This window comes from Minwuia sp., assembly GCF_048263705.1.
GTDB lineage: Bacteria > Pseudomonadota > Alphaproteobacteria > Minwuiales > Minwuiaceae > Minwuia.
Window position 1 is genome coordinate 21,105 of sequence record NZ_JBLXDV010000003.1, and the last position, 25,977, is coordinate 47,081.

Annotated in this window: 27 protein-coding genes and 1 tRNA gene; 7 read left to right on the forward strand and 21 right to left on the reverse strand. The window is 55.9% G+C overall.

Going from position 1 to position 25,977, the window contains the following annotated elements:
- Positions 1–15: 15 nt before the first annotated feature.
- The 13 genes from ACN0X7_RS04905 to ACN0X7_RS04965 form a co-directional block, all read right to left on the reverse strand.
- Entirely contained in the window at positions 16–546 is a 531-nt protein-coding gene (locus ACN0X7_RS04905; protein WP_417514721.1) for a DUF3261 domain-containing protein, read from the reverse strand.
- Positions 547–596: 50 nt separating this feature from the next.
- On the reverse strand, positions 597–1,823 hold the full coding sequence (locus ACN0X7_RS04910) for an NAD(P)/FAD-dependent oxidoreductase (protein ID WP_417514723.1): 1,227 nt from the start codon (positions 1,821–1,823) through the stop codon (positions 597–599).
- A complete protein-coding gene (locus tag ACN0X7_RS04915) occupies positions 1,807–4,032 on the reverse strand; it encodes an MMPL family transporter (RefSeq protein ID WP_417514725.1) in 2,226 nt (741 codons plus the stop codon). Before ACN0X7_RS04915 ends, ACN0X7_RS04910 begins: the two co-directional genes overlap by 17 nt.
- 38 nt (positions 4,033–4,070) lie before the next feature.
- The gene (locus tag ACN0X7_RS04920) at positions 4,071–4,571 is read right to left on the reverse strand and encodes a LolA-related protein (protein WP_417514727.1); all 501 of its coding nucleotides are present in this window, start codon (positions 4,569–4,571) and stop codon (positions 4,071–4,073) included.
- A 56-nt stretch (positions 4,572–4,627) separates the two neighbouring features.
- The gene (locus tag ACN0X7_RS04925; protein ID WP_417514729.1) at positions 4,628–5,047 is read right to left on the reverse strand and encodes an acyl-CoA thioesterase; all 420 of its coding nucleotides are present in this window, start codon (positions 5,045–5,047) and stop codon (positions 4,628–4,630) included.
- Positions 5,044–6,759 (reverse strand): glycosyltransferase family 2 protein, encoded by a 1,716-nt coding sequence (locus ACN0X7_RS04930; protein WP_417514731.1) that lies wholly within the window; start codon positions 6,757–6,759, stop codon positions 5,044–5,046. The genes ACN0X7_RS04925 and ACN0X7_RS04930 overlap by 4 nt, the downstream gene beginning before the upstream one ends.
- Positions 6,759–8,441, reverse strand: a complete 1,683-nt coding sequence (locus tag ACN0X7_RS04935; RefSeq protein ID WP_417514733.1) for a hypothetical protein — start codon at positions 8,439–8,441, stop codon at positions 6,759–6,761. Before ACN0X7_RS04935 ends, ACN0X7_RS04930 begins: the two co-directional genes overlap by 1 nt.
- Positions 8,438–8,986 (reverse strand): hypothetical protein, encoded by a 549-nt coding sequence (locus tag ACN0X7_RS04940; protein WP_417514735.1) that lies wholly within the window; start codon positions 8,984–8,986, stop codon positions 8,438–8,440. The genes ACN0X7_RS04935 and ACN0X7_RS04940 overlap by 4 nt, the downstream gene beginning before the upstream one ends.
- Before the next feature lie 79 nt (positions 8,987–9,065).
- On the reverse strand, positions 9,066–9,335 hold the full coding sequence (locus ACN0X7_RS04945) for an acyl carrier protein (RefSeq protein ID WP_417514737.1): 270 nt from the start codon (positions 9,333–9,335) through the stop codon (positions 9,066–9,068).
- Positions 9,328–9,591: a phosphopantetheine-binding protein gene (locus ACN0X7_RS04950; RefSeq protein ID WP_417514739.1), complete on the reverse strand. Its 264-nt coding sequence runs from the start codon at positions 9,589–9,591 to the stop codon at positions 9,328–9,330. Before ACN0X7_RS04950 ends, ACN0X7_RS04945 begins: the two co-directional genes overlap by 8 nt.
- Complete coding sequence (locus tag ACN0X7_RS04955; protein WP_417514741.1) at positions 9,572–10,366, reverse strand: lysophospholipid acyltransferase family protein; 795 nt, start codon at positions 10,364–10,366, stop codon at positions 9,572–9,574. The genes ACN0X7_RS04950 and ACN0X7_RS04955 overlap by 20 nt, the downstream gene beginning before the upstream one ends.
- Positions 10,366–11,061: a beta-ketoacyl synthase chain length factor gene (locus ACN0X7_RS04960; RefSeq protein WP_417514743.1), complete on the reverse strand. Its 696-nt coding sequence runs from the start codon at positions 11,059–11,061 to the stop codon at positions 10,366–10,368. Before ACN0X7_RS04960 ends, ACN0X7_RS04955 begins: the two co-directional genes overlap by 1 nt.
- A gap of 5 nt (positions 11,062–11,066) precedes the next feature.
- Positions 11,067–11,492, reverse strand: a complete 426-nt coding sequence (locus ACN0X7_RS04965) for a hypothetical protein (protein WP_417514745.1) — start codon at positions 11,490–11,492, stop codon at positions 11,067–11,069.
- On the opposite strand from ACN0X7_RS04965, the gene ACN0X7_RS04970 reads away from it, so the two are divergent.
- Positions 11,475–12,236, forward strand: coding sequence for a hypothetical protein (locus ACN0X7_RS04970; protein WP_417514746.1), 762 nt, complete (start codon positions 11,475–11,477; stop codon positions 12,234–12,236). The genes ACN0X7_RS04965 and ACN0X7_RS04970 overlap by 18 nt on opposite strands.
- Before the next feature lie 11 nt (positions 12,237–12,247).
- Here the strand turns inward: ACN0X7_RS04970 and ACN0X7_RS04975 are convergent, their stop codons facing one another.
- Positions 12,248–12,772 (reverse strand): acyloxyacyl hydrolase, encoded by a 525-nt coding sequence (locus tag ACN0X7_RS04975; RefSeq protein WP_417514748.1) that lies wholly within the window; start codon positions 12,770–12,772, stop codon positions 12,248–12,250.
- A 149-nt stretch (positions 12,773–12,921) separates the two neighbouring features.
- Here ACN0X7_RS04975 and ACN0X7_RS04980 point away from each other — a divergent pair, with 149 nt between their 5' ends.
- Positions 12,922–13,440, forward strand: a complete 519-nt coding sequence (locus ACN0X7_RS04980; protein ID WP_417514750.1) for a DUF4823 domain-containing protein — start codon at positions 12,922–12,924, stop codon at positions 13,438–13,440.
- A 154-nt stretch (positions 13,441–13,594) separates the two neighbouring features.
- On the opposite strand, the gene ACN0X7_RS04985 is transcribed toward ACN0X7_RS04980, so the two are convergent.
- From ACN0X7_RS04985 to ACN0X7_RS05005, 5 genes are all read right to left on the reverse strand, one after another.
- Entirely contained in the window at positions 13,595–14,680 is a 1,086-nt protein-coding gene (locus ACN0X7_RS04985) for a tyrosine-type recombinase/integrase (RefSeq protein WP_417514752.1), read from the reverse strand.
- Positions 14,655–15,125 carry a helix-turn-helix domain-containing protein gene (locus ACN0X7_RS04990; protein ID WP_417514754.1) on the reverse strand — a complete coding sequence of 157 codons (471 nt, stop codon included), beginning with the start codon at positions 15,123–15,125 and terminating at the stop codon, positions 14,655–14,657. The genes ACN0X7_RS04985 and ACN0X7_RS04990 overlap by 26 nt, the downstream gene beginning before the upstream one ends.
- Positions 15,126–15,167: 42 nt before the next feature.
- The gene (locus ACN0X7_RS04995; RefSeq protein WP_417514756.1) at positions 15,168–15,386 is read right to left on the reverse strand and encodes a helix-turn-helix transcriptional regulator; all 219 of its coding nucleotides are present in this window, start codon (positions 15,384–15,386) and stop codon (positions 15,168–15,170) included.
- Positions 15,387–15,519: 133 nt separating this feature from the next.
- On the reverse strand, positions 15,520–16,227 hold the full coding sequence (locus ACN0X7_RS05000; RefSeq protein ID WP_417514758.1) for a hypothetical protein: 708 nt from the start codon (positions 16,225–16,227) through the stop codon (positions 15,520–15,522).
- Between the two features lie 60 nt (positions 16,228–16,287).
- Complete coding sequence (locus ACN0X7_RS05005) at positions 16,288–17,475, reverse strand: tyrosine-type recombinase/integrase (RefSeq protein WP_417514760.1); 1,188 nt, start codon at positions 17,473–17,475, stop codon at positions 16,288–16,290.
- Positions 17,476–17,851: 376 nt separating this feature from the next.
- Here ACN0X7_RS05005 and ACN0X7_RS05010 point away from each other — a divergent pair, with 376 nt between their 5' ends.
- The 5 genes from ACN0X7_RS05010 to ACN0X7_RS05030 all read left to right on the forward strand — a co-directional run bounded on the left by ACN0X7_RS05010 (position 17,852) and on the right by ACN0X7_RS05030 (position 22,219).
- Positions 17,852–19,078: a tyrosine-type recombinase/integrase gene (locus tag ACN0X7_RS05010; RefSeq protein ID WP_417514762.1), complete on the forward strand. Its 1,227-nt coding sequence runs from the start codon at positions 17,852–17,854 to the stop codon at positions 19,076–19,078.
- 274 nt (positions 19,079–19,352) lie between these two features.
- Entirely contained in the window at positions 19,353–20,081 is a 729-nt protein-coding gene (locus ACN0X7_RS05015) for a hypothetical protein (RefSeq protein ID WP_417514764.1), read from the forward strand.
- Positions 20,082–20,176: 95 nt separating this feature from the next.
- Positions 20,177–20,521 carry a helix-turn-helix transcriptional regulator gene (locus tag ACN0X7_RS05020; protein WP_417514766.1) on the forward strand — a complete coding sequence of 115 codons (345 nt, stop codon included), beginning with the start codon at positions 20,177–20,179 and terminating at the stop codon, positions 20,519–20,521.
- 119 nt (positions 20,522–20,640) lie between these two features.
- Positions 20,641–21,000, forward strand: coding sequence for a DUF736 domain-containing protein (locus tag ACN0X7_RS05025; RefSeq protein ID WP_417514768.1), 360 nt, complete (start codon positions 20,641–20,643; stop codon positions 20,998–21,000).
- Between the two features lie 73 nt (positions 21,001–21,073).
- Positions 21,074–22,219: a hypothetical protein gene (locus ACN0X7_RS05030; RefSeq protein ID WP_417514770.1), complete on the forward strand. Its 1,146-nt coding sequence runs from the start codon at positions 21,074–21,076 to the stop codon at positions 22,217–22,219.
- Between the two features lie 69 nt (positions 22,220–22,288).
- Here the strand turns inward: ACN0X7_RS05030 and ACN0X7_RS05035 are convergent, their stop codons facing one another.
- Both ACN0X7_RS05035 and ACN0X7_RS05040 read right to left on the reverse strand, forming a co-directional pair.
- Entirely contained in the window at positions 22,289–25,321 is a 3,033-nt protein-coding gene (locus ACN0X7_RS05035) for a type ISP restriction/modification enzyme (protein WP_417514772.1), read from the reverse strand.
- A 578-nt stretch (positions 25,322–25,899) separates the two neighbouring features.
- Positions 25,900–25,975, reverse strand: a tRNA-Thr gene (locus tag ACN0X7_RS05040).
- Positions 25,976–25,977 lie beyond the last annotated feature (2 nt).

The following is a 25,977-nucleotide window of genomic DNA, read 5'->3' on the forward strand; positions in this document are numbered from 1 at the left end:
GTACGAAACGTGTGCTCACTTCATCGCTGCGGGTTTCGACACGATAGTCAGGTAATAGCCTTGTGCAAGATTGAGCAATCTTGTTTCTGTGCGAGCCGCATCGCCTTTGTGATCAATGACGATCACCGGGTCACCATCACATTTGATTGTTCGCCGTCCAATTTCGTCCGCGACTCGACCGCCAATGAGATGGGTTTCAATGATCGAAGCCGGCCAGAAGGAAAGCACGATATCCGCCAGAACCCGACGTCCATCTAGCCCGACAGGAACAGCGGTAGTCTTATGGACATCGATACCCCCAGCCGTCCAGTTGATGGTGAGCAACGGCGGCCCACCGGGGAGTGAAAAAACAGCCGTCACGGCTTCACGACCAAGTTGCAAGTCACCTTGAAACCGTAGTTGCTGTCGGTCGTGGACGGTCGTGATAAGCTGCGATATCCGGGTCACTTCCGGATAGTACGGTTGCGCAGGGAAACGCAGCCCGACGCCTCCGCCAATGTCTACCAGATCGGTATCTGTTTTCGTCAGGCGGTCTCCGTCCTGCATGGCACATCCAGCTACCGAGAACATGAAGGCAGTGACAAGCAGTATCCGGATCAGCACAGTTCGTGCACCAATTTTAGGTACCGCTGCGGATTCTGCACGAAAAGGTTGTCCTTGTCCCAGACATATCCAGCTAGGATGGAAATGATCATGCTCTTCAGTTTATTGGGGCCAGGAGGCTGGTTCATGATGATGTGTTGCAACTCACCCCTGTACCAGGAATTGACGAATGCACGGAACGTCTCGATCCCGCTGGTGAGCGGACTTTCGTAGTCTGCCTTCCAGTCAACGGCTTCACCTGACAGCTGCCGGTGAGCCACGTCAGCCGCCAGTGACGCAGATTTCAACGCGATGGTCACGCCAGAGGAGAAGATCGGATCCAGAAACTCGGCGGCATTGCCCAACAACACCCACCCCGGGCCGGTTAGTGATGCAACGGAGGCCGAGTATCCCGTCAGCCGCCCGATATCCCGTATCGGTACCGCGTCCGACAGCAGTTCTCCCATCCGACCGGAGGCCTTCACCAGTTCTGCGAACCGTTCTTCATCGTCGCGACCGGCTGCTGCGATGTCAGCCTCCGTTCCCACTACACCAACCGAGCTGCGACCGTTGGCAAGGGGAATGAGCCAGTACCAGATCGATGGATTCACTGGGTGGATGGAAATCAGGATCTTTTCGCGGTCAAAGCTGGCGTCACGAATATGATCATCGAAATGCCGGAACAGGGAACTGCGCACGGGAAAACCGGACGGACGCTCCAGATCCAGCAACCTGGCAAGGCTTCGACCGAACCCGCTGGCATCCAGAACCAGCCGCGCGTCAACACGGGCCGGATTGCCCCCCTCGTCCTCGATGAAAATGCTCGCGCCACCGCCGTCGGCTTCCGAAAATCCTGTGACCCGGGTACCAAACTGCACGTTCGCCCCCGCCTCTGCAGCACCTTCGGCGAGCACCTGATCGAAATCGGCGCGTGTTACCTCGAATGTCGAAGCAAATCCGTCTGCGGACTTCTCACTGAAATCCAGTGACTGCGCTTTCGGACCCTGCTGGAAGGCAGCGCCGTCTTTCTTCTGAAACCCTGCAGTCGTCACCCGGTCGCGCAAACCAGCCTGTTCGAGGAACTGCATGGATTGGGGCAACAGGCTCTCGCCGATAGAGAAGCGCGGAAAGCGACCCTGTTCGAATACCGAGACGCGCCAGCCTCGCCTGGCAAGATCTGCCGCCGCGACCGAACCTGCCGGGCCTGCACCGATGATGGCCACATCACACGCGCTGTTCATCGGGCTCGATCATCCTTCGATTGTTCACCGGCAACATGAATGAAAACACCATAGAGCCAAGGACTCCAACGGCTATGGTCAATCCGAACGACTGCACAGGCAAAGTGTTGCTGAATCCCAGCATCCCCATCGCCGCGCAGGTCGATAGGGCAGCCACCAGAACTGCCGTGCCTGTCCATCCGGTTCTGTCCAGCGCCATTTCCCATTGAAACACGGAAAAGTCGATACCGCTGCCAAGCACGACAAACAGAGCCAACGTTGAAAACAGCGTCAGAGGCTGGCCCAGCAACGACTGCAGGCTTATCGCCAGCAGACAACCCAGCAAGGGCGGCACCACAAGCCACAATGCTGCCGCGCGCCGATAGACCAGCGTGAGGAGCAGCGCCGCCAGCACTGCCGACGCAACAATCGCTGTCAGGACCTGCTGTCGGTAGGCCTGAAGTGCCGCACCGTAAGTCTCCACCGGATCGACCAAGCGCCTCGACGCAGAAGTTGCAGTCGTCGGGTCGATTGTTGAACCTGTGAGCAGGGGCGCAAGAAGATGCGACTGCCCATGATGCTCGAAACCAGCCGTTGTAATCCATGATGGACGCGGTACTGATGCCCTCTCCAATAGCGGTTCATGTGCCGCATCCAGGCCCAGGTCGACCCGTAGCGCGGCCATGTGGGGGCCAAGCAGATGTGTATCGTATGCATTTCGGATCCCAGATCGCCGAACATCCGACGGGTCGAATCGACTGACTGCCAGAAAGCTGCCGGGTGATCCGTCAGAATGCGCCAGAAAGGTTTCCTCCTGACGCAACGCGGCCTGCCGATCCTCCCCTGACGATAGCAGGAAACGAGCGGAAAACTGCCCCTGATTGCCCGGATGCAAGATCTCCCGGTCTGCAATCAGCTGGGGTGATGGCTGCTGGAAACGCCTGACATCATCGATAAAGCTGATAGTCAGCAGGCCCGGCACAGACATTCCCGCGACTGCCAGTACCGCCGCAGACAACCAGATCCGCCGTCCGACGCTGGCCCGGACTAGACGGGCGGTTCGAAGGACCTGGCGCAGTCCGGTGGCTCGATCCCGCGCAGGCCGATCCAACCGAGGCAGCAAAGTCGTGGCAAACAGCCATGCCGACACCAGCCCGCCTATGGCGAAGATGCTGATCTGGCGGAACACCTCGATATCGAAGAACAGCAGAGCGGCGAAACCAGCAGCAGAGGTCAGCATGCTGATCGTGAGCGCACGCCCCAGCCCCGAAACACTTGCGGATCCACCGTTGTGTTCCGCGAGTATTGCGGCGCGCCGGGCCGCCAGACTGTGCACCGCGTAATCGGCGGAGATGCCAGTCAGCGCGGATCCAAACACGAAGACCGAGAAATGCACCTGCCCGAAAACCGCAAAACAGAGGCTAGCGCCTCCGAGGGTGCCTGCGGCTACGGTCGTCAATGCAAGACCAGCACTGAGTGGGCTTCCAAATGCGAGCGTGTACAACACCAGGATCAACAGCACACTGATACTGCCCACCCAGGTGATATCCCGTTCTGCCCGTGCGCCGGCATCCGCAGAAAAGACAGCGGCACCGGACATCACCAGATCAAGCTCAGCAAACCGCGCTTCCGATTGCCATTGACCGACGGCATGGTCGAGATCTGCCTGCACGTCCAACGCATAGGGCGATGCCGTCAGACGACCCGTCAGTATGGTAATACTGTCGTCTACGGTGCCGACACCTAGGGTGGCCATCAGGCACTCCATATGCCGCAACTGCAATAGGAAGGGGTCCTTGGTCAGGTCGACGCCAGACAGCGGGATCACTCCGGAAAAAGCCAAGACTCGCGCCCTACGCGCAAGCCGCTCACCCCACGCCTGATCCAGCGCATTGATGTCCCGCTCGCAGGCGATTTCATAACGGTTGGCTCGCAGCCAGGCCGTCGTTTCCGCCACATCCAGAGACGCCGGCACGTACCGGCCAGTGGCCAAAAGTCGGGCTTCGAGGTCAGAGGCGGCGCTGTCCCTCAGCTCCGTACTGCCGCCCATTATTCCGAATGTAAGGCGTGACGCTGCGGTGGCCGCCGCGTATTGGATCGCCGGAATTTCGATAGCCACAGCGGCCGTCTGCGGCAAGATGGACTGGATGTCAGTGTCAACGCCAACGTCCATCACGGATAGCCGCAGGCCCAATATGATCAATACCAAGACCGCCGCTGTCACCGCCATCAGATGCAACTGTCGCAATGTCGAGCCCGTCGGCAAAATCAGTTAGTCGGGCACGCCGCCGGACCCGACGGCGCGACCTTTCCAACAACAAGAATTTCATCTCGACCACCGCTGAGATAACGGATCGAAACCTGTTCGACGACCTGACATCCCGACACATCGATCTCCGCTATGATATCCGCCAATCGGGCCGCGCGTGGCGTCATCGTGACCTTCCACGGCTCGCCCGAGGCCCCTTCCCGGCGGGACAGTCGGAAAGCGGACTGCAATTGATCGAAATCGCCCCTGAAAATGTCGGAAATGCTGATCTGGCGGATCACTTCCTGGACCATCTCCGGTCCCAGAGGCTGCGGCTCCTCGCCTTCGACTGACTGAGTGATTCCGTCTGCCGCGACCACTGTACGAATGTCAAACGGCTGGCAAACCTGCCAGACAAAGCGTTCCTTGTCCGCCTGCATCATGCCTGAGGACCGAAGTGGGTTCGGCAGATCGGGGAGGTGTCTCTTCTGGCTGAAGCTGCGCGGCGCTTCATCCAGCATCAGTTTGTCCAAAGACGGACACGTCGCCAACGCTGAGCCTGTCGACATCAACAACATCAGGACAGATAGGGTGCCAACCGGTCGCGAAAAATCCCTGGCGTTTCCCAAAGCATCTCCTCCGTCGTCTTATCCACGGCCACCTGCACACTGTAACCCCGCGTGATTTTCTGGCGTTCTTCCGTATCGCGTATCAGGTAACTGATCTTCAGCCGGTTCTCCCATTCGACAATCCCGGCTTCGACCTCGAAGGTCTGGGAGAGTGTCAGCGGTCGGTAGTATCTCACACTGAGGTCTATCACCGGCCAGACGTGACCGCCCGCCAGCATCCGATCGTAGCCATAGCCGATTTTCTTCAGCAGCGCCGCGCGGGCTTTCTCGAAAAACTGGACGTAGTTGCCGTGCCAGACAATGTTCATTGGATCCAGATCATGGAAATGCGGCTGATCGGTAATGATTGCGCTGACAACTGGCTTCACGGGCTGGCATCCTCTGGTCGATCCGGCTCTGTATCCGGGGAATCTTCGACGTCCTCGTTATTCCAGAATGGGTAGAAGTTAAACCACTGCAATGGCGTTTTCGCCACTTGTATTTCAAGCATGGCGGCAAAACGTACCGCATATTCGCGGATCGCTTGTTCACGGCGTCCGCGTGGCAGGCGAACGGGGTCGGCAAATGCCTCGAAATGTACCTGATATCTTTCCCCGACCTTGGTGCAGAACATGACATGGGTCGGACACTTTAGGATTGACGCCAGGATGAATGGGCCCTGCGGGAACTCGGCGATAGCGCCCATGAAGGGTACCTTCACGGTCCGGCCATCCCGGGTGACCGGCACTCTGTCCGCCGCCATGACCACCCATTCCCCCCGCTCAATAGCCGAGGCCAGCTGTATAGCCGTCTCAGGCCCAACACTGGTCACCTGTGTCATGCGCACCGTGGACTGGCCCGAGAATCGTTCGACAAGCCGGTTGAACATCTCGGCATGAACCGTATGGACCAACACATTGACCCGCCAACGACCGCTGACACCAGCTATGGCACGGAGCACTTCCGGATTGCCAAGATGAGCCGTCAGTATGAACGCTCCGCCAGCAAGTTCGGCCTCACGGAAGGGCCCCTCCATGATGCCGGTGACATCGTCTGGCGAGGACCTACCGGTCCATGCCTCGAACTTGTCCACCGCAGACCCTGCAAAATTCATGTAGTGACGAAAACTGGTGCCGATGCCCGGTGGCGCGGGCAAGTATCCGCTTGACCAGGCGCGCTGCAGAAAGTCTGCCGATGCCCGCCTTGCCGTCGTTCCGGTCAGGAAAAAGAATCCCACAATCGGCGTCAACAACACCAAGCTGATCCGTCGCCCGAGTATCTTGTAAACGAGGGCCACCAGATAGAGACCGGTGTAGGTGCCGCGTTCGCGGAGACTGGCCCAGTGCAGTCGTCCTTCACCCTTGTCATCAGATGCCAGAAGCCGAACCGGCCATCGCGCCAGCATGCCGACGAACAGTCGGCACTGCATCAGTGTCAGCAGCACATTGTCGCCCAGCATCCTGAAATTCGATGAATTGTCGTCCGGATAGACCACCCGCACTGGCGAGGCGACAATCGGGATCCTAGACCAGTGCGCCTTGACCAGAACTTCGATATCGAAGTCCATCCAGCGGCCGCGTACCTTCTGCTTCCCGACTACATTCAGGGTCGGCTGCACCGGGTAGATCCTGAAGCCGCACATAGCGTCGGGCATACGCAGCGAGTTCGCATTCACCGCAACCCAGAACGCCGTGAATTTTCGTCCCACTCGACGGCCAACTGGCGCGGTTTCGTCGAACATCGGGTCACCTGCAACCAGGGCGTCAGGATCATCTCGCGACGTTGCCAGCAAGGAAGGCAAGCCATCCAGATCATGCTGACCATCCGCATCAATTTGAACGGCATGCGTAAAGCCACGCTCGGCTGCCCGCGCCAGGCCGCAAAGGACGGCAAAACCCTTCCCGCCGTTGAAGCTGTGGCGCAGATATTCGACATCCTGGAATTGACCGCAGATTTCCGAAATGTCCCGTCCCTTATCAGGCTTGCTGCCATCGTCAATAACCACTACCGGCAGGTCCAGGTTGGACAGTCGATTCAGTATGCCACTCAGCGCCTGTACGTGATTGTGTGTCGGTATGATCGCGCAGTAGGTGTCATCCATCATCCACGCCCACCGATCCGACCCGACGCGGTTTCGGTACCATCACGTTCGAATCGAAACCAGAGCAGCGCCTTGCCGATATCTCTTCGCAAGTGGAGGCTCAAGTGGTCGCCAGGTCGTGCAACACGCTTGAACTTCAGCTTCATCAGATTCGAGCCCTCTGGCTGCCAATCCCAGATCTGCTGTGCGGCCTGCATGGCCATGTGAACTTGGGCAATGCCCGGCAGGATCGGCTGACCCGGAAAATGGCCTTCGAACCACGGCATGCTGTCCGACAGATGAAGCCCGACGGAAGCTTCGGTTTCGTGGGCTTCGATTTCGGTCAGCGGAAGCGTGTCGCCGTTCGCGACCCCGTCGATGAAGAGAGACTGCAAGGTCTCCAGCGTGACCTTACCGTGGCTGTTCATTGGCAAGTGTTCCACGAAGCGCCAGGATTTGGGTCGTTCTGCCGGTGACAGCTCTCCCGACAGAGCGTTACGCAATGTTCGACTGAACCTGAAAGAACCTGCTTCCGCGAGCTTCTCGAGACCGACAGGGGTCAGCGTTGCTACCGCAGCCAGCCTCTCGGGAAGGCCCGGGATCAACAGTGTTCGACACCTTGCGATATCTTCAAGCGCGCTGATGCTCTCCTCGACCCGCACCATCGACACCCGAACACCTTCGACTTTCATGACAGGCCCGACCCTGCCCGATATCTGAAACCGGCCATCCGGCAGCAGTGCGCCATGGTCACCCAGATCACAGACACCATCGCCGTCAGCATGCGCCGACTGCACCCTGATCTCACCGGCGTCAGACAATATCACCCCAACGCCTGGCAGCGGCTCCCAGGCCTTGTTGCCGTTCTCCTGCGTCCGCCACCCGACGCCGCCGGTTTCGGTGCTTCCCAGAACTTCGATCGGCCACGTGCCCAATGAGAGACTGGCATTGGCCGCATCATCCGGCATCAGCGGGCCGCCTGACGAGAAAACCTGATCTGGCCGGCATGACGTACCTTCCGGAATGCGGCCAAGGTGCGCCGGGCTGGAAATCAACGCGAGTCGTGCGTCTGCCGACCTCGCGACGATCGTCTCCCAATAATCCACGGTCTGATCATGGCTGATTGTCCCAGTGTGAAATGGCCAGAACAGACGAAACAGCAACCCGTAGATGTGATGATGCGGCACGGTGCCAATCACATCCTGAAGCCCGGTTCCCGGCCATATCCGAGCAAGTGTTGCAGCTTCGACATCAAGCTGAACAATCGATTTCCGGACAGGTTTGGGCGCTGCGGTGGAGCCCGAAGTGAAGAACGTCAACTGCAGGGTGGCCAATATACCGACATCGACCGATGCATCAGCATCCTGACCGTCGGGTATCGCGATCGACACCGTGTTCCCGTATGGCAGCGCCATATCAGAGGCGATGGGCTGACCGGCAGCAACGGACTGAAGATAAGATTCACCCGCATGTGCTGGAAGCACCACGTCACGGTTCGCAATCGCCGCAGCAAGCAACCCGGCAGCAAACGCCGCAAGAGAATTTGTAAACAGGAAAAGATCGCCGTCGTGAGCCGACAAATCTGTCGCAAGCACCTGTGCAGCGGCCCGAATCTGTCCGGCAGTGATAGTGCCCCGATGTCCACGAAACAGTGGTCGCGTTGCAGGCAGGGTAGCCAGGCCGTGCAGAAGACTGACGCTCACTCTGGTTCCTCTGCTTGGCGGCGCACCCGAATGCGGACAACATACTCAATAGCAAACAGGCATCCGGCTGCAAGATAGGCAATCAATCCATTGTAGACTGCCCAGACGGTCAAGTCAGCCAGCCAGACGGTCCCCAGCGCAACCGTCCCGTTCAAAACAAAGAAAACACACCAGACAGTAGTCACTGTCCTGCAATACCGCAGGGCTGACGAAGGCAGGTCGTGTTCGGTGATCCGCGCCAATTGCTCGATCATTGAGGGACCGTTCAGCAAGCTTGCCCCGAAGACCGCCAACAACGCCACATTCACTGCAACAGGGTATAGACGGGCAGCCAGTTCATCGTCGATCAAGCCTACCACCGCGATCACACCCACCGCCACTGCCTGTGCGATCACCAGAACAGCGGCGCCCCGATCCATCCGCCCCGAGACGATCTTGAGAATGACAGCAAAGCCCAGCAGGCCAATGATCGGCCACATGCCGATGCGGTCCGCTGAAAACAGCACCAAAAAAGGGAACAGGATTGCAACAGTACCGGTCGTCACGGACGAAAAACGCCTGAGCCGTCCAGCGTCTGAAAGGAAGCTGCTCACAGGGCGTTGAATGTATGCTGGCATGCTTCGATCAGGCGGCGCTCTTGTTGATCAGATCGTGCACACGATCCACGACATCACTGACGGTCCGTACCGACTTGAACTCTTCAGCAGAGATTCTCACTCCGGTCAGTTCTTGGACCTTCACCATGAGATCGACCGCGTCGATGCTGTCCAGATCCAGGTCCTCAGCCAAATCCGCTTCCATGACAATATTATCTTCAGGAAGATCGAAAAGCTCGACGAGAAATGCCTTCAACCGGACGAAAATCTCTTCCTTTGTATTTACAGTCTCAGGCATGCGCCCCCTCCGCGACGAACTTCGCAAGATTTCGTACTGTCGCAAAATAGGTTTTCAGATTTTCATCGTCCGGATCGATCTCGATTTTGTACTTCTTTTTCAATTCGACACCAATTTCAAGCGCGTCGATGGAGTCCAGCGCCAGACCTTCGTCGTCGAACAAGGGTTCGTCCGAGCCGATTTCTGATGGCGATACATCCTCTAGGAACAGTGCATCCACAATCAGTTGTTTCAGCTCAGCTTCCAACTTTTCCATCAGGCATCAATTCCTTGTATCGCGCGGCAACATGCTTCGTGATCTGCCGGACAGCCCGGGAAGGAAGCACCTCCAAATCTAGTGCAGACAGGTCAATCCGCTCCGCAACACGAACAGAAAAATGCGGTCGCGAAGGTGGAATATCATACCATTTTTGTCCCTTCAACAAGGTCGGCGGTTCGCAGCGCATCTCGACCAGACGCATCGGCGCACCTGCCCGATAGGCCAACTGCGCAAATCCCCGCTGTAGCTTCATCGGTTCACCAGGTCGAGTACGAGATCCCTCTGGAAAAACAATGATATTATTGCCTGCTACAAGACCTTCCGAACATTTGCGCAGCAATTCTTCCGGATCATCACTGTTTGGAATATAGTTGGCGGACCGGACAGCACTCCGCATTACTGGGTTGTTCCACACCCCTTGCTTGACGATGCACTGGGCATTCTTCATCACTGAAATCAGAACGACAATATCCAGCAATGTCGGATGATTGGAGATAACAATGACCCCCTGATCTGACTGCAATTCTGCAATCCCCTCAAATTTTAGCTCCAACACACCCAAAATCGACATGAATTTCAAATAAACCTTCCACGAACTGGCAATTGCGCGTCGTGCCATCTCTTGCCGAAATTGCCGATCCGAGCGATAAATCAAATTGATAGCAGGGAAAAATGTCACCGAAAAAACCAAGCCGACAACACCGAATATCAGGAACGATACTCCTGTTGCAAAGAGACGCCATAGATAGTCAATTTGCTTCCTTACCGACATTAGATCATAGACCAATGCGAGTTGCGCAGAACCATTTCAGATAATCCCGACTTCAGGCTGGACAGCAACGACAAATAGCCCTCGCAACCCAATGAATGGCATACTGGGGATTCATTTTTAGCATCAGCCATTTCGAGACGCAGGCCGATGCAGACATTCGCCTCCCATTTCGACATCAACTCGCGGTAGGAACCGGTCGCCGGCGTGTCAATCAAGACTACAAGGTGCGTTCGCTTCAAATCAGTATCTGTCGACATCTGCAGCCATGAATCTGTGAGGGTGCAATGTGCAGTCATGAGGCCTGCCGAGATGGCTGAATGCGGAGAACGGTCTTTCCGGATTTGGTTGGTCACGCCACAACCGGCATTCAAGACCGAGTGTGAAAACAGTGTCGGTGACGGTGCTTCAGCAATGCCGACGGATCGCAGGATCGTTTCTGCGCTTGTTAGATTGCCGTAGCGTGAACCGAGTGTCAGCGAACAAGCATCGCCGTCTCTGGCAAGACCTAGAACGCAACGCACAACTGAACGTTCAAACGCACCTAGGCGCCTTCGCGAACCGGCAGGTATGGATTTCTCCACTACCATATTGGTCTCAACCGCTTCCGCTGAGCCGGCACCATCGCGCCATTCCAATGCGCACCAGTCCATCACCTTCATGGCGGGAAGGAATGGCATTGCCTGTGCTAACGCCACCAATGCTATTTCACAGCCGCCGCTTTATTGACCTCACGCACAATATCCTCTTCGAGGAATTTCACCCACTTGTTGTAGTTACGATGGATGTTTTTGCCGTCATATCGAAGGACTGCACTATCGGCATAGGTGATGGAAAACTTGTCCTCTGAAAAGGGTATCTGGACCTTTGCGGAGTGCTGGCGAATGAACAGTTCAGCAATCATCAGGTTTGTCGACTCACGCTTGAAATTCCAGGATTCGTTCCGCCCCTTTCCGGCTTTGGAAATTGCTTCGGCTACATCATCTAGGGTCAGTTGGTTGGACACCGAGAGCGGAAAGCGCCTGTCCGTCACATTGTAGATCGGCTGTTCGCGAAGACAGCCGCTCAGGAGGGCCACGGCAATAACCACAACGATCAAGGTAATTCCCTGTTGTGTCATCTTCTTCATTTTTCAGTCCCTTGGCCGGAAATTGGTTACCATGAAATCGTATCGGTTCATCAACCGAAATTCCACAACTTCGGACGCAAGACGGGAGAGGGTTTGATTCTGGCTGATCGCGAAATCACGGTGCATATCGCCGCCGGTGAGGTTTCGGGATCGCCACCGATTCAGCGGACCGGGAAGGCCTCTCAGCGCAGGGTAGCAGCAAGATGCCAGGCAATCCTACACGGCCTATGGCCGGATTCCGCCAATGTGACAACTTCGGTGAGCCATTCTCGCGGTCGCGTAGTCGTCGCAACAACCTCCCACTGCAGAAGTGGCCTGGGAATCGACATTGAATATGCAGACCCGGGACGCAACTGGCCCGGTATTCTTGATCTCTTGGTTCCTGCATGCGGAACGGCATCAGATTGCCACCACGGCGCCCTTATCTGGACAGCCTACGAAGCATTCTTCAAGGCAAACGGCCATTTTCCGACGCTGACTCAAATTCAGTCTGTTGCCAGACGTGCTCGGCAAATGGCCGATGATCAAAGTACACATGCTGTGTACCCCCTCGGATCCTCCGTCATCCTCTCGACTTGGATGCCGGTGGACGTCAATTTTGCCATCGGGATCGCCTTGCCCTCCAAGCTTTTTCAGCCCGGATCGGCCCGGATAGGGCTGGTATGGCATTTCGCTTCAGAGTCCGGGTACATGGACAATCAAGGCACCACCAAACGCTTCTCGGAAACAGCCATCCAAGATTAATTCATTGCCTATCAGTTAAGGGGTATTGAGTAAGTCAGGCTGACGGCTTCGGATCCCGGATTTCGGTCATCGCCCAACCCGGCGTTCGAGAAATGATAGAACATCAGGCTGACCCGGACACGGTTATCAAAACGATAAGCAACCTCCAAGCCTGAGCGGATCTGGAAAATGCTGCCCATGTTCTTCCCTCTGTGCCGCAGATAGGCACCGACCGCAACGCTGGGGGAAACTACTAGCCGTTTCCCGAAATAGACGTCCGTTAGAACGCCAGCGTATCCAAAATAGGACGGATCGGTCGTTACTGTCGCCCCTGCAAAAGGCTTGAATATCCAGAACCGCTCGCCGTGCCTGTACTCGATCCGACCCTCGCCTGCTGCCCTGTCTCCTTTGATCGGATCGTAGTAGCCAGCGCCAAGAGAAAAGAACGACGGTGGCTCCGCCGACGCTGGTTGGCTGAATACCAGTATCCCCATCAAGCCGAAAATAACCGCCTCAGCCCCACTCCGCATGATCCTGGCAAGCACTTGATTTCCCATTCGGACGCCCCTTCGTCGACATCTGCTGCGGAACCGGAATATCGTTAGCGGGTTAGCAGCACGCCAACCGATTACATAGTTAGCAATTGATTACCTCTAAGTGCTCGCACATTCTAGCGGATCGTCAAATTCAAAAATGAGCCACACTTATGACCATCAAGATCATTTCAGTGATATTCGCCGTCATCTTGCTTACCGGCTGCAGCAACAAGTTCAAAACAGATCAGTTCACACCGCCACCGGCTCCGATCGCTCAAGGTGCCAAGGCAATTATCATGATGGCCGAGGATGGCCAGTACGGCGGGCGTCAATACTTTGGTTCCGGAAGGATGCTTTCCGAACAGACTCAGGCCGCCGTTTCCAAGCATCTATCGAACGTCGCCATGTCTACAGCGCCCAATCTGCACACTGCTCTATCTGACGCGCCGACGAGTTCGGTCGACTATGTGATCGAACCAAAAATACTGCACTGGGAAGATCGAGCGACTGAATGGTCCGGGCGCCCGGATCGAATTACAATCAAGATCGTTGTTTGGGATGCAAAGACGGGAAAATCGATCTCAACCAGTCTGGAACGTGCTTCTTCCAAATGGGCTACGCTTGGAGGTGATCATCCGCAAGACCTCTTACCACAGTTGCTTGAGAATTGGTCAAATAGGGTCTTTTGACGGCGACGGGACATCTATCGCATTCGGCTTAGCCTATCCAGTTGCCACCCTTCGATGCTCGAAGAAAGTCGGGAACCGCCGGTGACACGGTTGAGTGGGCATCTAGGTCAGATCTATTGGTGCCCTTTGACGATTCAATACAGGTCACAATTCATCACCGACTCATACGCACCATGTTCGCAATTCGGTGGATCAACTCATCGTCAAGATCTTCGTTTGGGTGGCCCAAGTTAGCCATAATCTCCATCTGTCGTTCACTCGCCACAGAACCATAACTGATGAAGGTGGTCATTACTTTCTCGTGCCCCAGATTCTGGCTCCAGGCCTTGAACTCTTCCGGCGTGCGACACTGGCGTTGCCCAAGTTGTGTGAGCGTATCGCGGAGACTGTGTGGATTGAAATATGGCAGGTCGGCCGCCTCGAAGGACTCCCGGAAAATCCGTCGGATGGCGCTGGCGTTCTTCCAGTGCCGCCGTTCCAGTCCATTGGCGGCAAACAAGCCTGAACCATTCGGTGCAACGCGCGTCACAGGAAAGAGCGGATCGTCTTCGCCAAAATGCAAGACGATACGAAGATGATCGATCCAATCGACGACAATGGCTTCAATATCCTCACCGACCGGAAAGAACGAAGATGTGAAGGTCTTGGCGCGTTTGGTCCGCACTTCGCGCGCATCCTGATGAACAAGGCGGCGTTCGACATCGATGTGCTTCAGCGACATCGAAGCAATGGCATTGTCCCGCGCGCCGCTGAGCAGCGTGAAGGCGACAAGCGCACGGTCCCGACGCTCGACATCCGTGTTGGCCGGCATGATCGAAAGGGTATGGCGAATCTGTTCCATTGACGGCACCGGCTTCTCCCGCACTGCCCGCGCAATGCGCGTGTCATTGGCAGACAGATTGAAGTACTCCGCATCCGAATAGCCGATGCGCGACCGGTATCCCGGCTGGTCTGCCAGCCACTGGAAGAAAGTCTTCAGTGCCATCAATCGGCTCCGCATGGTTCCCTTGGCCAGCTGTTTACCGGTCGTGGGATTGATCTGTGCAGCGAGATCGCGCTTGAACTTCCGGGCCTGCTCGATGTGGAATTTCTTGAAATCCCTGAATCCGATCGATGCTTCGAACGCTGCGATTGCGGAAGCCGCCTGATCAACCGACGCTTCGGAAAGGCGTTTCGCCTCCCGCAAAAACTGAAGATGCCGGCGCTTGATTCGTTCATTGTCCGGATGATGCTTTCGCATGGGTTTCTGGCTCCTGTTCGATGTGTTCATTCACGCAGGGGGGAGGGCACTCCCCTAAGTGTTCCTCAGCCTGCGGATCGCAGACCTCCAGTTTCGATGAAAATGAGTGCAACTGGCGGTCGGACACGCGGCGGTGCATGACCGCCTGACACGCCTCGCAGAGCGCCCGAAGGTTCACGCTATAGGTGGCGCGGCTGACGACCTCCGCCATCCCGAGCGCCGACCGACGTGATGCACGGCAACGAAGACAGTAGAACTCGCCCGGTCCGCATTTGACCTTCGGCCGCCGCTGCTTCTTCAGGAACTCGATCAGATCGCCACCAAGGATGAGGTGCGGACGCTGGTCGGTGAGCGCAGGCAGCCCGTTCGCGATCCAGCGACGTATCGTGCCCTTGTTGCGATTGAGAACGCGCGCCGCCTCATCGACCGTGTAGTTGCGATGCATCTTCACCGCCCGCCAGTTCGGCTTGCCTTGCCGGGCCACGGGTCAGCCGCCGAGCTGACGCAGCAAGGTCCGGATGTCCTCGATGCGCCAGGCGGTAGTCCGCGGTCCCAATTTGACGGGCGCCGGAAAACGCCCTGTCCTTACCCCCTCCCACCAAGTGGATTTACCCACGGGAATAATTGGCGGCACTGGCGGATCAGCTTTCGGATTGCCGATTATCTGATTCAGACGGAGGTAGCCGGTCTCGGGAAGCTTTTGCATGGTTCGACCTCGTTCAGTGAAATACGAGGCTGTCTTGAAACGTCCGTGTTGGTTCATGTCCCAAATGGGATAGCGCCTATACCATTTGGGACACCGAGAAGAATTTGGGATAGCGACGCGTAATACAGTTTTGCTAGGAACTGCCCGCGTCGTCAGGCAGATCCCGAGGCAGCAACTCCGCCCCTTCCCGCAACCACTTCAAGATCGTGTCACGTTTCAATGAGACGCCTGCCCGATCCAGATCGTCGGCAATCTCCCTGGTGACATCACTGCGAGTGTCTGCCGGATCGTAAGCGTAAGCGCCGACAGCCATTCCAATCACAAGTCTGAGGAGGCTGGCTTTCACCTTTGGATTTATTTCTTCATTGTCTTGGTGAACTTGATCGCTTGGCTGCGATGAAGCGGCTTCGCCGTCCCCCACACCAGACAACGTATTATCTTTCGGAGAGTATGGCTCCGCCACGCTGGCTGCTGGCGAGACGGCCTCGTGCCAGGAATCATCGAACTTCAGACCAACATTCTCTGCCCAGGCAATAAACTCTGTTGGCTTGATCGGCATCGTGAGTAGACCATCTTGGTATGCTCGTATCGCAAGTTTCAAATGGTGACGACCAGGATCGGGTACGATCAAAGCTGTATCCCCAAACGCACTGTCTACCGTACGAATCGCCTTGTCCGGATCCTTGTTGTAGGCGAGTGCGATACCTTCTTCGAGGCTCCAGCTTGACGCTTTCGCCCAAAGTGAGATCAGGCGGTCGCGCTCAACGATCCAGTCATACGACCGCTCCAGCGCATTCCTGATCGAGGGATCCTTGTCGTTTTCTTCGCCCTTAGCAGTCATAGATACATCCTGAACGCGGACCGCTATTTCTTCAATCCGAGTCAGCCAAGGCAGCGACAGCTAGAGACTTCGAGTGTTGTCTAGAAAGTCGGCCCACCATGCCATCATTGCGACCCGGTCATTCCAGTGTTCTCCTCGGGCATAGGCCCGACGGACATCATTCACTTCGATGTGGCCAAGCTGACGTTCGATCACATCCGGTGCCCATTTTCCGGACTCGTTCAACAGGGTCGATGCCGTCGCACGGAACCCATGTGACGTGACTTCATCTTTTCCATAACCCAAGCGCCGAAGCGCAGCGTTCAGCGTATTCTCCGACATGCACCGCTGGGAAGATCGGACCGACGGAAACACCAGCACTGTATTAAGCGACAGGTCTTTCAGATCACGGAGAATGACCACTGCCTGCTCGGTTAATGGCACGCGGTGCTCACGCCGCATCTTTGTCCGTGCGGCCGGGATGATCCAGACTCCTGCACCAAGATCAAACTCGGGCCATTCAGCCGCGCGCAACTCACCCGGACGCGGAAACAGGAGCGCCAGCAGCTGAAGGCCCACCCGCGTTGTGATCTGCCCATCAAACCCGTCTATGGCACGCAACAGCCCGCCAAGCGCCTTGCGATCCGTGATTGCGGCGCGGTGTTTCACTTTCGGCGCGACGAGTGCCCCTCGCAACGCAACGGTCGGATCGTTCTCGGCACGGGCCGTCGCGATTGCATAGCGCATTACGCTGCCGACCGTGCTCCGCAACCGTCGAGCCGTTTCGAGGTGCCCCCGCTGCTCGACACGCTTGAGCACTTCCAGAACTTCGGCAGAAGAAATTTCCGCGACAGGCCGGTTGCCCAGCTTCTCATTCGCCATGCCCAGCAACCAGCGAACCTTGTCCAAGGTTACCGGTGCGCGGCCTTCCTTTTCCAGCTTCTGCAGATATTCCATGCCAACGGCATCAAACGTGTTTTCGGCATTCGATTGCGCGCGAAGCTTCGCCTCACGCTTCCTGTCGCTGGGATCGATTCCCTCGGCAATCAACCGTTTGGCCTCGGCCCTCGCCTCCCGCGCCTTCTCCAGCGAAGTTGCTGGATATCCGCCCAGGGCAAGGGTCTTCTGCTTTCCGGCATGGCGGTACGCGAGTCGCCAGAGTTTCGAACCGCCGGGCGTCACCAGCACATGAAGTCCCCCGCCATCCGAAAACTTGGTTGGTTTGGCGTCAGGTTTGGCGTTCCGAACCTTCGCATCCGTCAAAGGCATGTTGGTATCTCACTGTCAGTTGCATCGCTGATACCAACAATGATACCAACAAATTCGCCGGATACCAACGGATATAGCTGGACGATACTGTCCAACACTCCGCTTCATATGTTTGATTTTCTGGTGTTTTCTGGACTTTTCCGGATGGTGCCGGATGAGAAAGTGGTGCCGCTGAGTGGACTCGAACCACCGACCTACTAATTACGAACCGTATTTAGGCCATTTCTCCGACTTGCGCCAAGCTGCGCTAAACTACGTAATATACTGATTTTCAATAATTATTTCTGGACGTGGCGACTCTGACTTGTCACCATCTACGCCAAGTTTCGCCTTCTGCTGCTTCCAATATGCTTCCAGAAAAGCCGGTTTTGTTCTCATGCCCAGATTGACCAAACGCTACGTAGACAGCCTCCAGGCCGATGCCAAGGAAAGGATCGTTTTCGACGAAACCTTGCCCGGCTTTGGCGTCCGCGTTCTGACCAGCGGGCGCAAAACCTTCATCATCCAGTATCGTTCAGGTGGACGCACCCGCCGCGTCAAGCTCGGACGCTTTGGAACAGTCACCGCAGACGAAGCACGCACCCGCGCCCGTGAAATGCTTGGCGCTGTAGCAGGTGGTGAAAACCCTTCGGAGGATGTGCGGCAGGCTCGCATCGCGCCGACCGTTTCAGCCCTTTGCGACCGCTTTATGGACGAACACGTCGCGCAGCATTGCAAGCCGAAAACCGCGCTGGAATATCAGCGTTCCATCGACAAGCACATCAAGCCCGAACTTGGAGCCTTCCGGCTGGGCGACATTTCGCGCCCGGACGTGGCGCAGCTTCACCATCGGATGCGCGAGACGCCCTACATGGCCAATCAGATCATCCGCATCATTTCCAAGATGTTCAATCTGGCTGAAATCTGGGGATTGCGCCCGGACGGGTCCAATCCCTGCCGACATATCAAGAAATTCGCAGAGCGTCCGCGTGAACGATTCCTGTCAAAGCCTGAGATTGCGCATCTGGCCAACGTGCTTGACGAAATGCAGGCCGAAAACCCTGAGATTTCCTCCGCCGTCACCGCGATCCGCCTGCTGATGCTTACAGGTTGCCGGTTGAGCGAAATCCAGCAACTCAAATGGGAATACGTGAAACCGCCGTATCTCGTGCTGCCCGATACCAAGACCGGCGCGCGCAAGATACCGATTGATGGCACTGTGCAAGCTATACTCGACGGCATTCCGCGCCTGCCCGACAATCCTTACGTAATCACTGGAGTTGTACCCGGTCAGTATCTGACGGACCTGCAACGCCCGTGGCGACGCATCCGCAAGCGCGCCGGGCTTGAAGGCGTACGCATTCACGATCTCCGCCATACGTATGCGTCAAATGCTATTGCCGCCGGACTGCCGGTCGAAATGATCGGCAAGCTGCTCGGCCACACCCAGATTGCAACAACCATGCGATACGCACACCTTGCCGACGATCCCGTACGTGAAGCCGCAAGCCTTGTCGCGCGGATCACTGGTGAGGCGATGCAGACGGCACATATACAGCCGACAGCGACGCCCCATTCAGATGTGACGGCGAACGTGATCCCGATCCGCAAGGAAGCTGGATAAGTCCGACACCACACGTACGTACGTAAGGGTCAGTCAAAGCCTTTGAGCAAGGTGCCCGTACGTACGTACGGAATTCACTTGGACCGTACATACATACACGTGATCTCGCTGCTTCGGCCTTTGTCGGACACGTTACGTGTTTGCGGATTGGAAGCGAATCGCTGAAACATCAGAACTCGATAAATTTGACCCCGATTCAATGATGTAGGTTTGATCGCATACTGACCAGTGGGCGATGAATCTGACCCGCACATTTTGATCAGGAGCCAGAGCAGTGACAAAATCGATTTGGCCCGCTGATCTTCTGGAATTTTTTCCTGAAGCCCGCAATCAATACCCAGATAATGCGGTCCGAAAATTCTGTTTACGGTTCGAGATTCCAGACGAAAAATTGCAACAGTTTTTGAACAAACTTGCTCTGGCTGGACGCGACTACATCAACTACAGCGAGGTCATCGAAAATCGCCAGATCAAGAAAGAGGCTTTAGCGAAATTGCGGTCTTTGACCAGCGCAGCTGAAAGGCTTGAGGCGAAACTCGCAGAGGCAATGTCGGAATTCCATATGCCGCTCTACAATGCATGGATGCATCATGTTCATCAGATACACGATGGCGAAGACGCACCGTTTCGACAGATTGGTGCTGCCACACCGATCGAGAATGATGCCGAAAAAGGCTTCAATCTTATCGACTACGAGGATGCGTTAGCTGGCGTACGAATGCTTGCCCTTTGCGCACAAAAGGCACCTGAATATTTGAAGGAGGGACGCAAAGGCAGACCTTCACACTGGCATATAGACCATTGGGTTCGGCTACACTGCGATTTCTGGCACGAAGACTTGGGCCGGAAAGTCACGCTGGACAGACACAAGGGCGAGTTGACCTCACCGGTCGGCATCTTCCTCACCGAACTGATGCGTCAACTCGACAGTGATGCAATCAAGTATCTGCCTCAAGCGCTCGAAAAATATCAGCACAGGCCAAAACGCACTTCGGAAAAATAGGGCTCGAATTTTCCCATTTCTCCGAAGCGAGTTTCAAAGCCTCTCCCGCTCATTATCGCTAATCTCCTCTCAACGAAACAACAGGAGCATTGGCAATGCAAAGTGAACTGACCATCGAAGTCGAGAATACCGTATATCTCGACCAACTATTGAACGAGACAGAAGCCGCAGAATTTCTCTGCTACTCGGTACGTGCCCTTCAAAACTGGCGGGTACGTGGCGGCGGACCGGACTTCATCAAAGTGTCCGCGCGTTCGATACGGTATTGCAGGCGCGACCTGATCGCGTGGCGCGACAGCCATCGCGTGTCGAGTACATCACAGCGACCGAACACGGCCCAAGACAACAAGTTTTGCCCCGGCGGGGTTGACCGCACCGACGGGGATTTTGAGGGCGGACGCGGCGAAAGCCTTTTGCGCCGAAACCGCAACCGCGCCTGAAACAGCCGGGGCGTTTCCGAAAGGAAACCCCCGGCCCTTTTTCCTCCCTCAAAACAAAGGCGGTCCCTGCGCGGAGCGCGCTTACCCCGAACCAGAACCCACCATGCAAAGGAAAACCAATGACAACCATTGGACAGTTGGAGTCCGTCAATCGCGACGGTGCACAGGCCCTGCAAGGTCACATCGCAACCCTTGCGCTGGATTGCTCGATTCTGCTTCTGCCTACAGGTGAAGCGACAGGCAGCAGCCGTCCAGCCTACCGCGTTCATGCAGAGAAAGCCGCAGACACTCTTGTCGAAATCGGCGCGGCCTGGCGCAAACAGAAGAAGGACGGCTCAGGCGAAAGCTTCCTGTCCCTCACCCTCGACGATCCCAGTTTCGAACGCCCGATCAACGTCGCGGCGTTCGCGAACGGTTCGGATGGCACCTACCAGATCACGTGGCGTCGCCAGACAGACCGCAACGCGAAAGCCGTCTGACACCCGACTTCCAATAAGGGGGGTCTTTGTAACACCCCCCTCTGCACTGACTTGGCGTAATGGAGCGCAAACAATGTTCAAACTTCTGCATTCAGGCTTCGACAACATCGACATCGCCATCCAGGGATCGTTCCCGCCGAGGGTGCTCGCCCAACTCCGGGACGCGCGCGACGAAGCAGCGGCACAGATGGAACGCGCACTCTGCCATCTGAGCGACGGCAAGATCGCAGTCCATGTCGCCAGCCATGGCGCGCGCGGCGGTTACGCATTTCTGCTGGATACAGGCCCCAACGGTGCGAATTGGCTGATCAAGGACAACGCCAGCCCGGATCAATGGAATATCTTTGTTTCGCCACGTTCCACGATGCTGCTGGCAAACGGCTACGCGGAGACCTTCGCCATCATCGAGCGTACAATTCTTAATCTGGGAGGCCGCATCACTGGCGTATCCCTCAATCGCGTAGATTTCGCGATGGACTTCCAGACACGCGGCTTCGAACTGGACATGGGCCGGTTCGTCACCCACGCAAGATGCAAACTGAAGCCTCATTGGAGCGCGAACAGCACCGCGCCAGAGTCAGACCAACCCCGATCCGTCCTGAACGGTCGCCGCGTGGAAAGCGTCACCATCGGTTCGATGCCGGGACGGCAAATCATCGTTTACGACAAGCGCGCCGAAGCCATCGCCAAACAGAAGCCGTTCTGGTTCGAAGTTTGGGACGTGGACCGATGCGATCCTGAACTGGAAGTTTGGCGCGTCGAAGTTCGCGCGGGTAAGACCCACCTGAAAGACGCCTACAACATCCGCACCATGGACGACTTTGAGGACAGCATCGGCGACGTGATCGTCAACAGCCTTGACCGCATCCGATACCTGGCCGAACGCCAGACGGACAGCAACGTCACCCGGCAGGCCCCCCACCCGCTCTGGGAAGCTGCACAGGCCGTTGCAAGCGGCAACCTGCTGGACTTCCGCTCCGGGCTGACACCTGACCAGATACGCACCATCGAACGCGACAAGGCGATGGAGGTTTACATGAAACAGGTTAGGGGCAACGCCATCGGTTATGGCGTAGCGAAGGGGCTGGACGACGACGCCATCAAGGCGCGCCTACCCGACCTGATAGCAGACCAGTTGAAGGCGGCGAATGACGACAGCGCGGACCTCCACAAAGCCATTGCCCGGACCCGGAAAAGGTTACATTTCGTGACCGAATAGACGCCGGATGATTCCAAGGCTTCGTGTGAAAGTGGGATCGCCCTTGAGAGCACATCGAAACTGAACGTATTAGATCGACATTTCGATAGTCCTCATTATCCGATCTGTCTCCGACAGGATTTTGAGAATGCGCTGATAGTGTTTCACATCTTCGAACGACAAGACGCGTCCTCTACGATCCTTGAGCCATTTCTGGGCAGGTTGATAGCCGCCGATATAGAAATCCCATGATACAGGCGGTGCGTCGGCAAAATACTGGCTGTCATTGATCCAGACACGATCACCCTGGAAGCGAGGCTTACCTACTACATTGTCACCCTCGCCCGTGAACGGGTATGGGGTCGCGCCGATAGAGGTTGGCTCCATCAGGTGGAGCTTGCGCAACTCCGTGCCCTTGGCGGACACGTCCCAGAATTCGTCTGGGGTGGTCGGCCACGGGATGCGGGGAAAGTCGATTTTCAGGAATTCGGCGTAGGTCTCGCGGTAGACAGGGCAATGTAGGACGCCATAGATGTAATCGAAAACTTGCACCTCGTCGGGCTTCCCGTGGTCGGGGTGTTCAGCCATCTTTCGGAGCTTCTTGTAGAGCTTACGGTCGAAGTTCACTCTGCGGATTTTGTCGAGATCTTGTTCATCGGGGTAGAGGTAGAGGGGGGCGTTCATCGCATTTGTGGCAGTAGTTCCTGACAGAAAGATTGCCTCTGACGGAGCCTCTGTCACAAACACATGGGCAAATGCTAAGTCTCGAACTTGCTTGGATATCAACAACCCAATTTGTGGTTTGTGGGCATAGTGGCTCATAACTGCCTGTCGCCCTCGCTCAACCTTGTCTGGGTCGTTGTAAAAATAGTTCACCTGAAACTGTCGATAGCTAAGCCGTTGAACAAATTGCTCTTCATACTCACCATACGCATTGACGATTTGACCACGTAACATATCGCGATCAGATGCAACCAAAACACCATCTTTACCAGTGACGATCCCATTGCTGTTCACCGCCATCAACTCACCTAAGGAAAAACCTGCCCCCCATTTTTCTTCAGTGTCATAGTCCCAACTTTTGAAAAAGAACCTCGGCTTTCGGATTTCGATCTGTGAAAGGTTCGTCAACCCGAAGCCTTCTGTATCGCTTAAGGCTTCATACTTTGCCTTTCGATCCCCCCATAGATCGCCATGCATGACCTTAGCCAAGCCTTTTACACCGTCCTGATTCTTCACGCCGATGATGATCGAGACACCTTGCTGAATGTCGAAAACGTTCTTATCGGGTTTTCCTTCTGGCGTGACCTCTTTCTTTTTGGCATTGCCGTGCAGATCGAGAACCCAAATGCGGTCGAAGGTGTTCAGTAGATGCCACCGCATCCCTCGGAAGGTGGGATTGTCGAGATAGCCATGATTGGTGATGAACCCCAGAATTCCCTCGCCATTTTCCTGGATCAAGTGCGATGAAAGACGGAGAAATTTCACGTATAGATCATTGATCCACTTCGAGTTTTTCTCTTTGAGCTTGATCTTGCCGCCGGGTTCTTTCTTGTAGTCATCCATCAGATCACCGATCCAGCCCTCAGACACGCCGCCCTCTCCCAAATAGGGCGGGTTGCCGATTACGCACATGATGGGCATGTCGCGCTTGATCGTATTCGCGCCCTTGGCTTCACGGGATAGCCATTGCGTGAAGGGCAAAGTCTGGTTGGCAGGCTCGCCTTCCTCAAGGCTGTTCGTGAGGTAAACAGACAGGCGAGGCGGTTCTTTGGTGGGAATATAGCCCAGTTCAGTGAGGATCATATCGAGTTTCATGTGGCACATGGCATAGGACGCCATGAGAAGCTCAAACCCGTGCAGGCGGGGGATCAGATCATCCTCGATGTACTTCGACCACATGGCAGGTGCGATGTCCTGAACCTTGGGCGCAATCTGCTTGATCACCTCAGCCAAAAACGTGCCCGTCCCTGTGGCCGGATCGAGAATTTGCACGCGGTGAACGTCCTTCTTGATCGTGAGGGGCTTGCCCTTTTTGTTGGTTTGTCCTGTGTCCCAGTCGATTGTAACCTTCGATGTGTCGGCCAGCCCATCCGGCAAGCCGAACTCCGCCTGCAATACCTCATCGACGGCGCGTACAATGAAATTCACAACGGGTTCGGGCGTGTACCAGACGCCCCGCGCCTTGCGCTTCTTGGGGTTATAGGCCGCGAGGAATGTCTCATAGAAATGCAGGAATGGATCGTTCTGGCCTGTCAGCTTGCCAAAGCCCTGCATGATTTTCGCCACATCACAGGCTTGGAACACCCGCGCAAGATCGTCGATGATCCATGAAATACGATCGTCGAGATCGTGACCCGCCACGTAGCCAAAAAGGGAGCGCAGGAACGGGTTGGACTTGGGAAGCAACTCCAGTGCTTCTTGTCTGCTGAACGTGTCCAGTGTGGTGTCATGCAGGCGTGCGGCAAACATTCCGTAGGCGATGGTTTCGGCGTAAATGTCGGCGAAATCTTCTGACGTAATGTCGTGAATTAGATTTTCCTTGAACGCTTGATATTGAGCCGAAAGCTCAGTCTGAAACTCGGCGTCCTCGCGTAGCGTTTTGTCCAAGACGTCTTTGATAAGGTTCGCCTTACCTGCCATGCGCTCGGCCAAATCGCGCGGATTGGTGATTGTCTGAGGGCGTTGTATGACGAATTCTCGAAGCAGGTTTTCGAGGGTGGCGAAATCATCCGGGCGGGACTGAATTCCCATGAGATAATCGGCAATGCTAACCGATGCCACAAGCACGCCGTCACGGTAGAAATCCCAATCGAGGCAGTTCGTGTAGATCAGGTTAGGCAGGGCGGCCAGATATCGCTCTTGCTGGTCCTTGTTACTATCTTTGAGGGCGCGGATGCCAATGGGGATGTCTTTGGCCTCGACGTGTCCGATGACGATCTCACCTTGAGAAACAACGAAATCCGGTGCACCACATTTTACCCGCTTCGGTTCGTTTAAGGCGGTGACGTTTGGAGCAATGGACGAAAGTAGGTTTTGCAGCGCAGCGCGGTAGGAGTGTTCTGTAGCGGACCCTGTACCGTGAATCGCATTAATTTCATCAAGAAAGCTTTGAATGTTCATCGGCATATCAAACTGTAAATTTCATTTTTTGTCGGCCTAGGTCATTCGTAAGGGTCAGACCGATCTTATTGGTCTTTTGTATGAAGAACTACTGACCAGTTCTTCACCTCGCCACATCACAAATCCCATAATGCTCAGGCATACCACGCAATGGGTTTCCAGTGCGAAGCACGTACAAGATGTCATTGAGAAGCGTCAATTGAGTGCGCGGGGAAGAGCCCCAGCCTGCTCTCAGGTAGCCCAAGCGGCCCGATCACCGCTCACTCCTCTTCCGTTAAGGTCTCCCGATTCACACCAGCCTTGGCGTAAAACCAGCGCCGAATCATCCTCGCACTGATTTGAAAATTCCGTTGCAAACAGCGTCTGGACTGAGAAATCCACCATTTCGCCAACCACGATCCTCTGAACCCCAATCTCTGCTCATCCGCTCGGCAGCGCAAAGTTTCCAGAAACTGACAAGACAATTCAAGGGTGACACCAACGTCGAAATGAGCCGTTCGAAACGTTTCCAACTGCTTCCAAAGTGCTTCCAAAAATTTGCACCGAGCGGAGAAGCAGCCTCTAAGTCATTGAAAAGATGGTGCCGCTGAGTGGACTCGAACCACCGACCTACTAATTACGAATCAGTTGCTCTACCAACTGAGCTACAGCGGCAC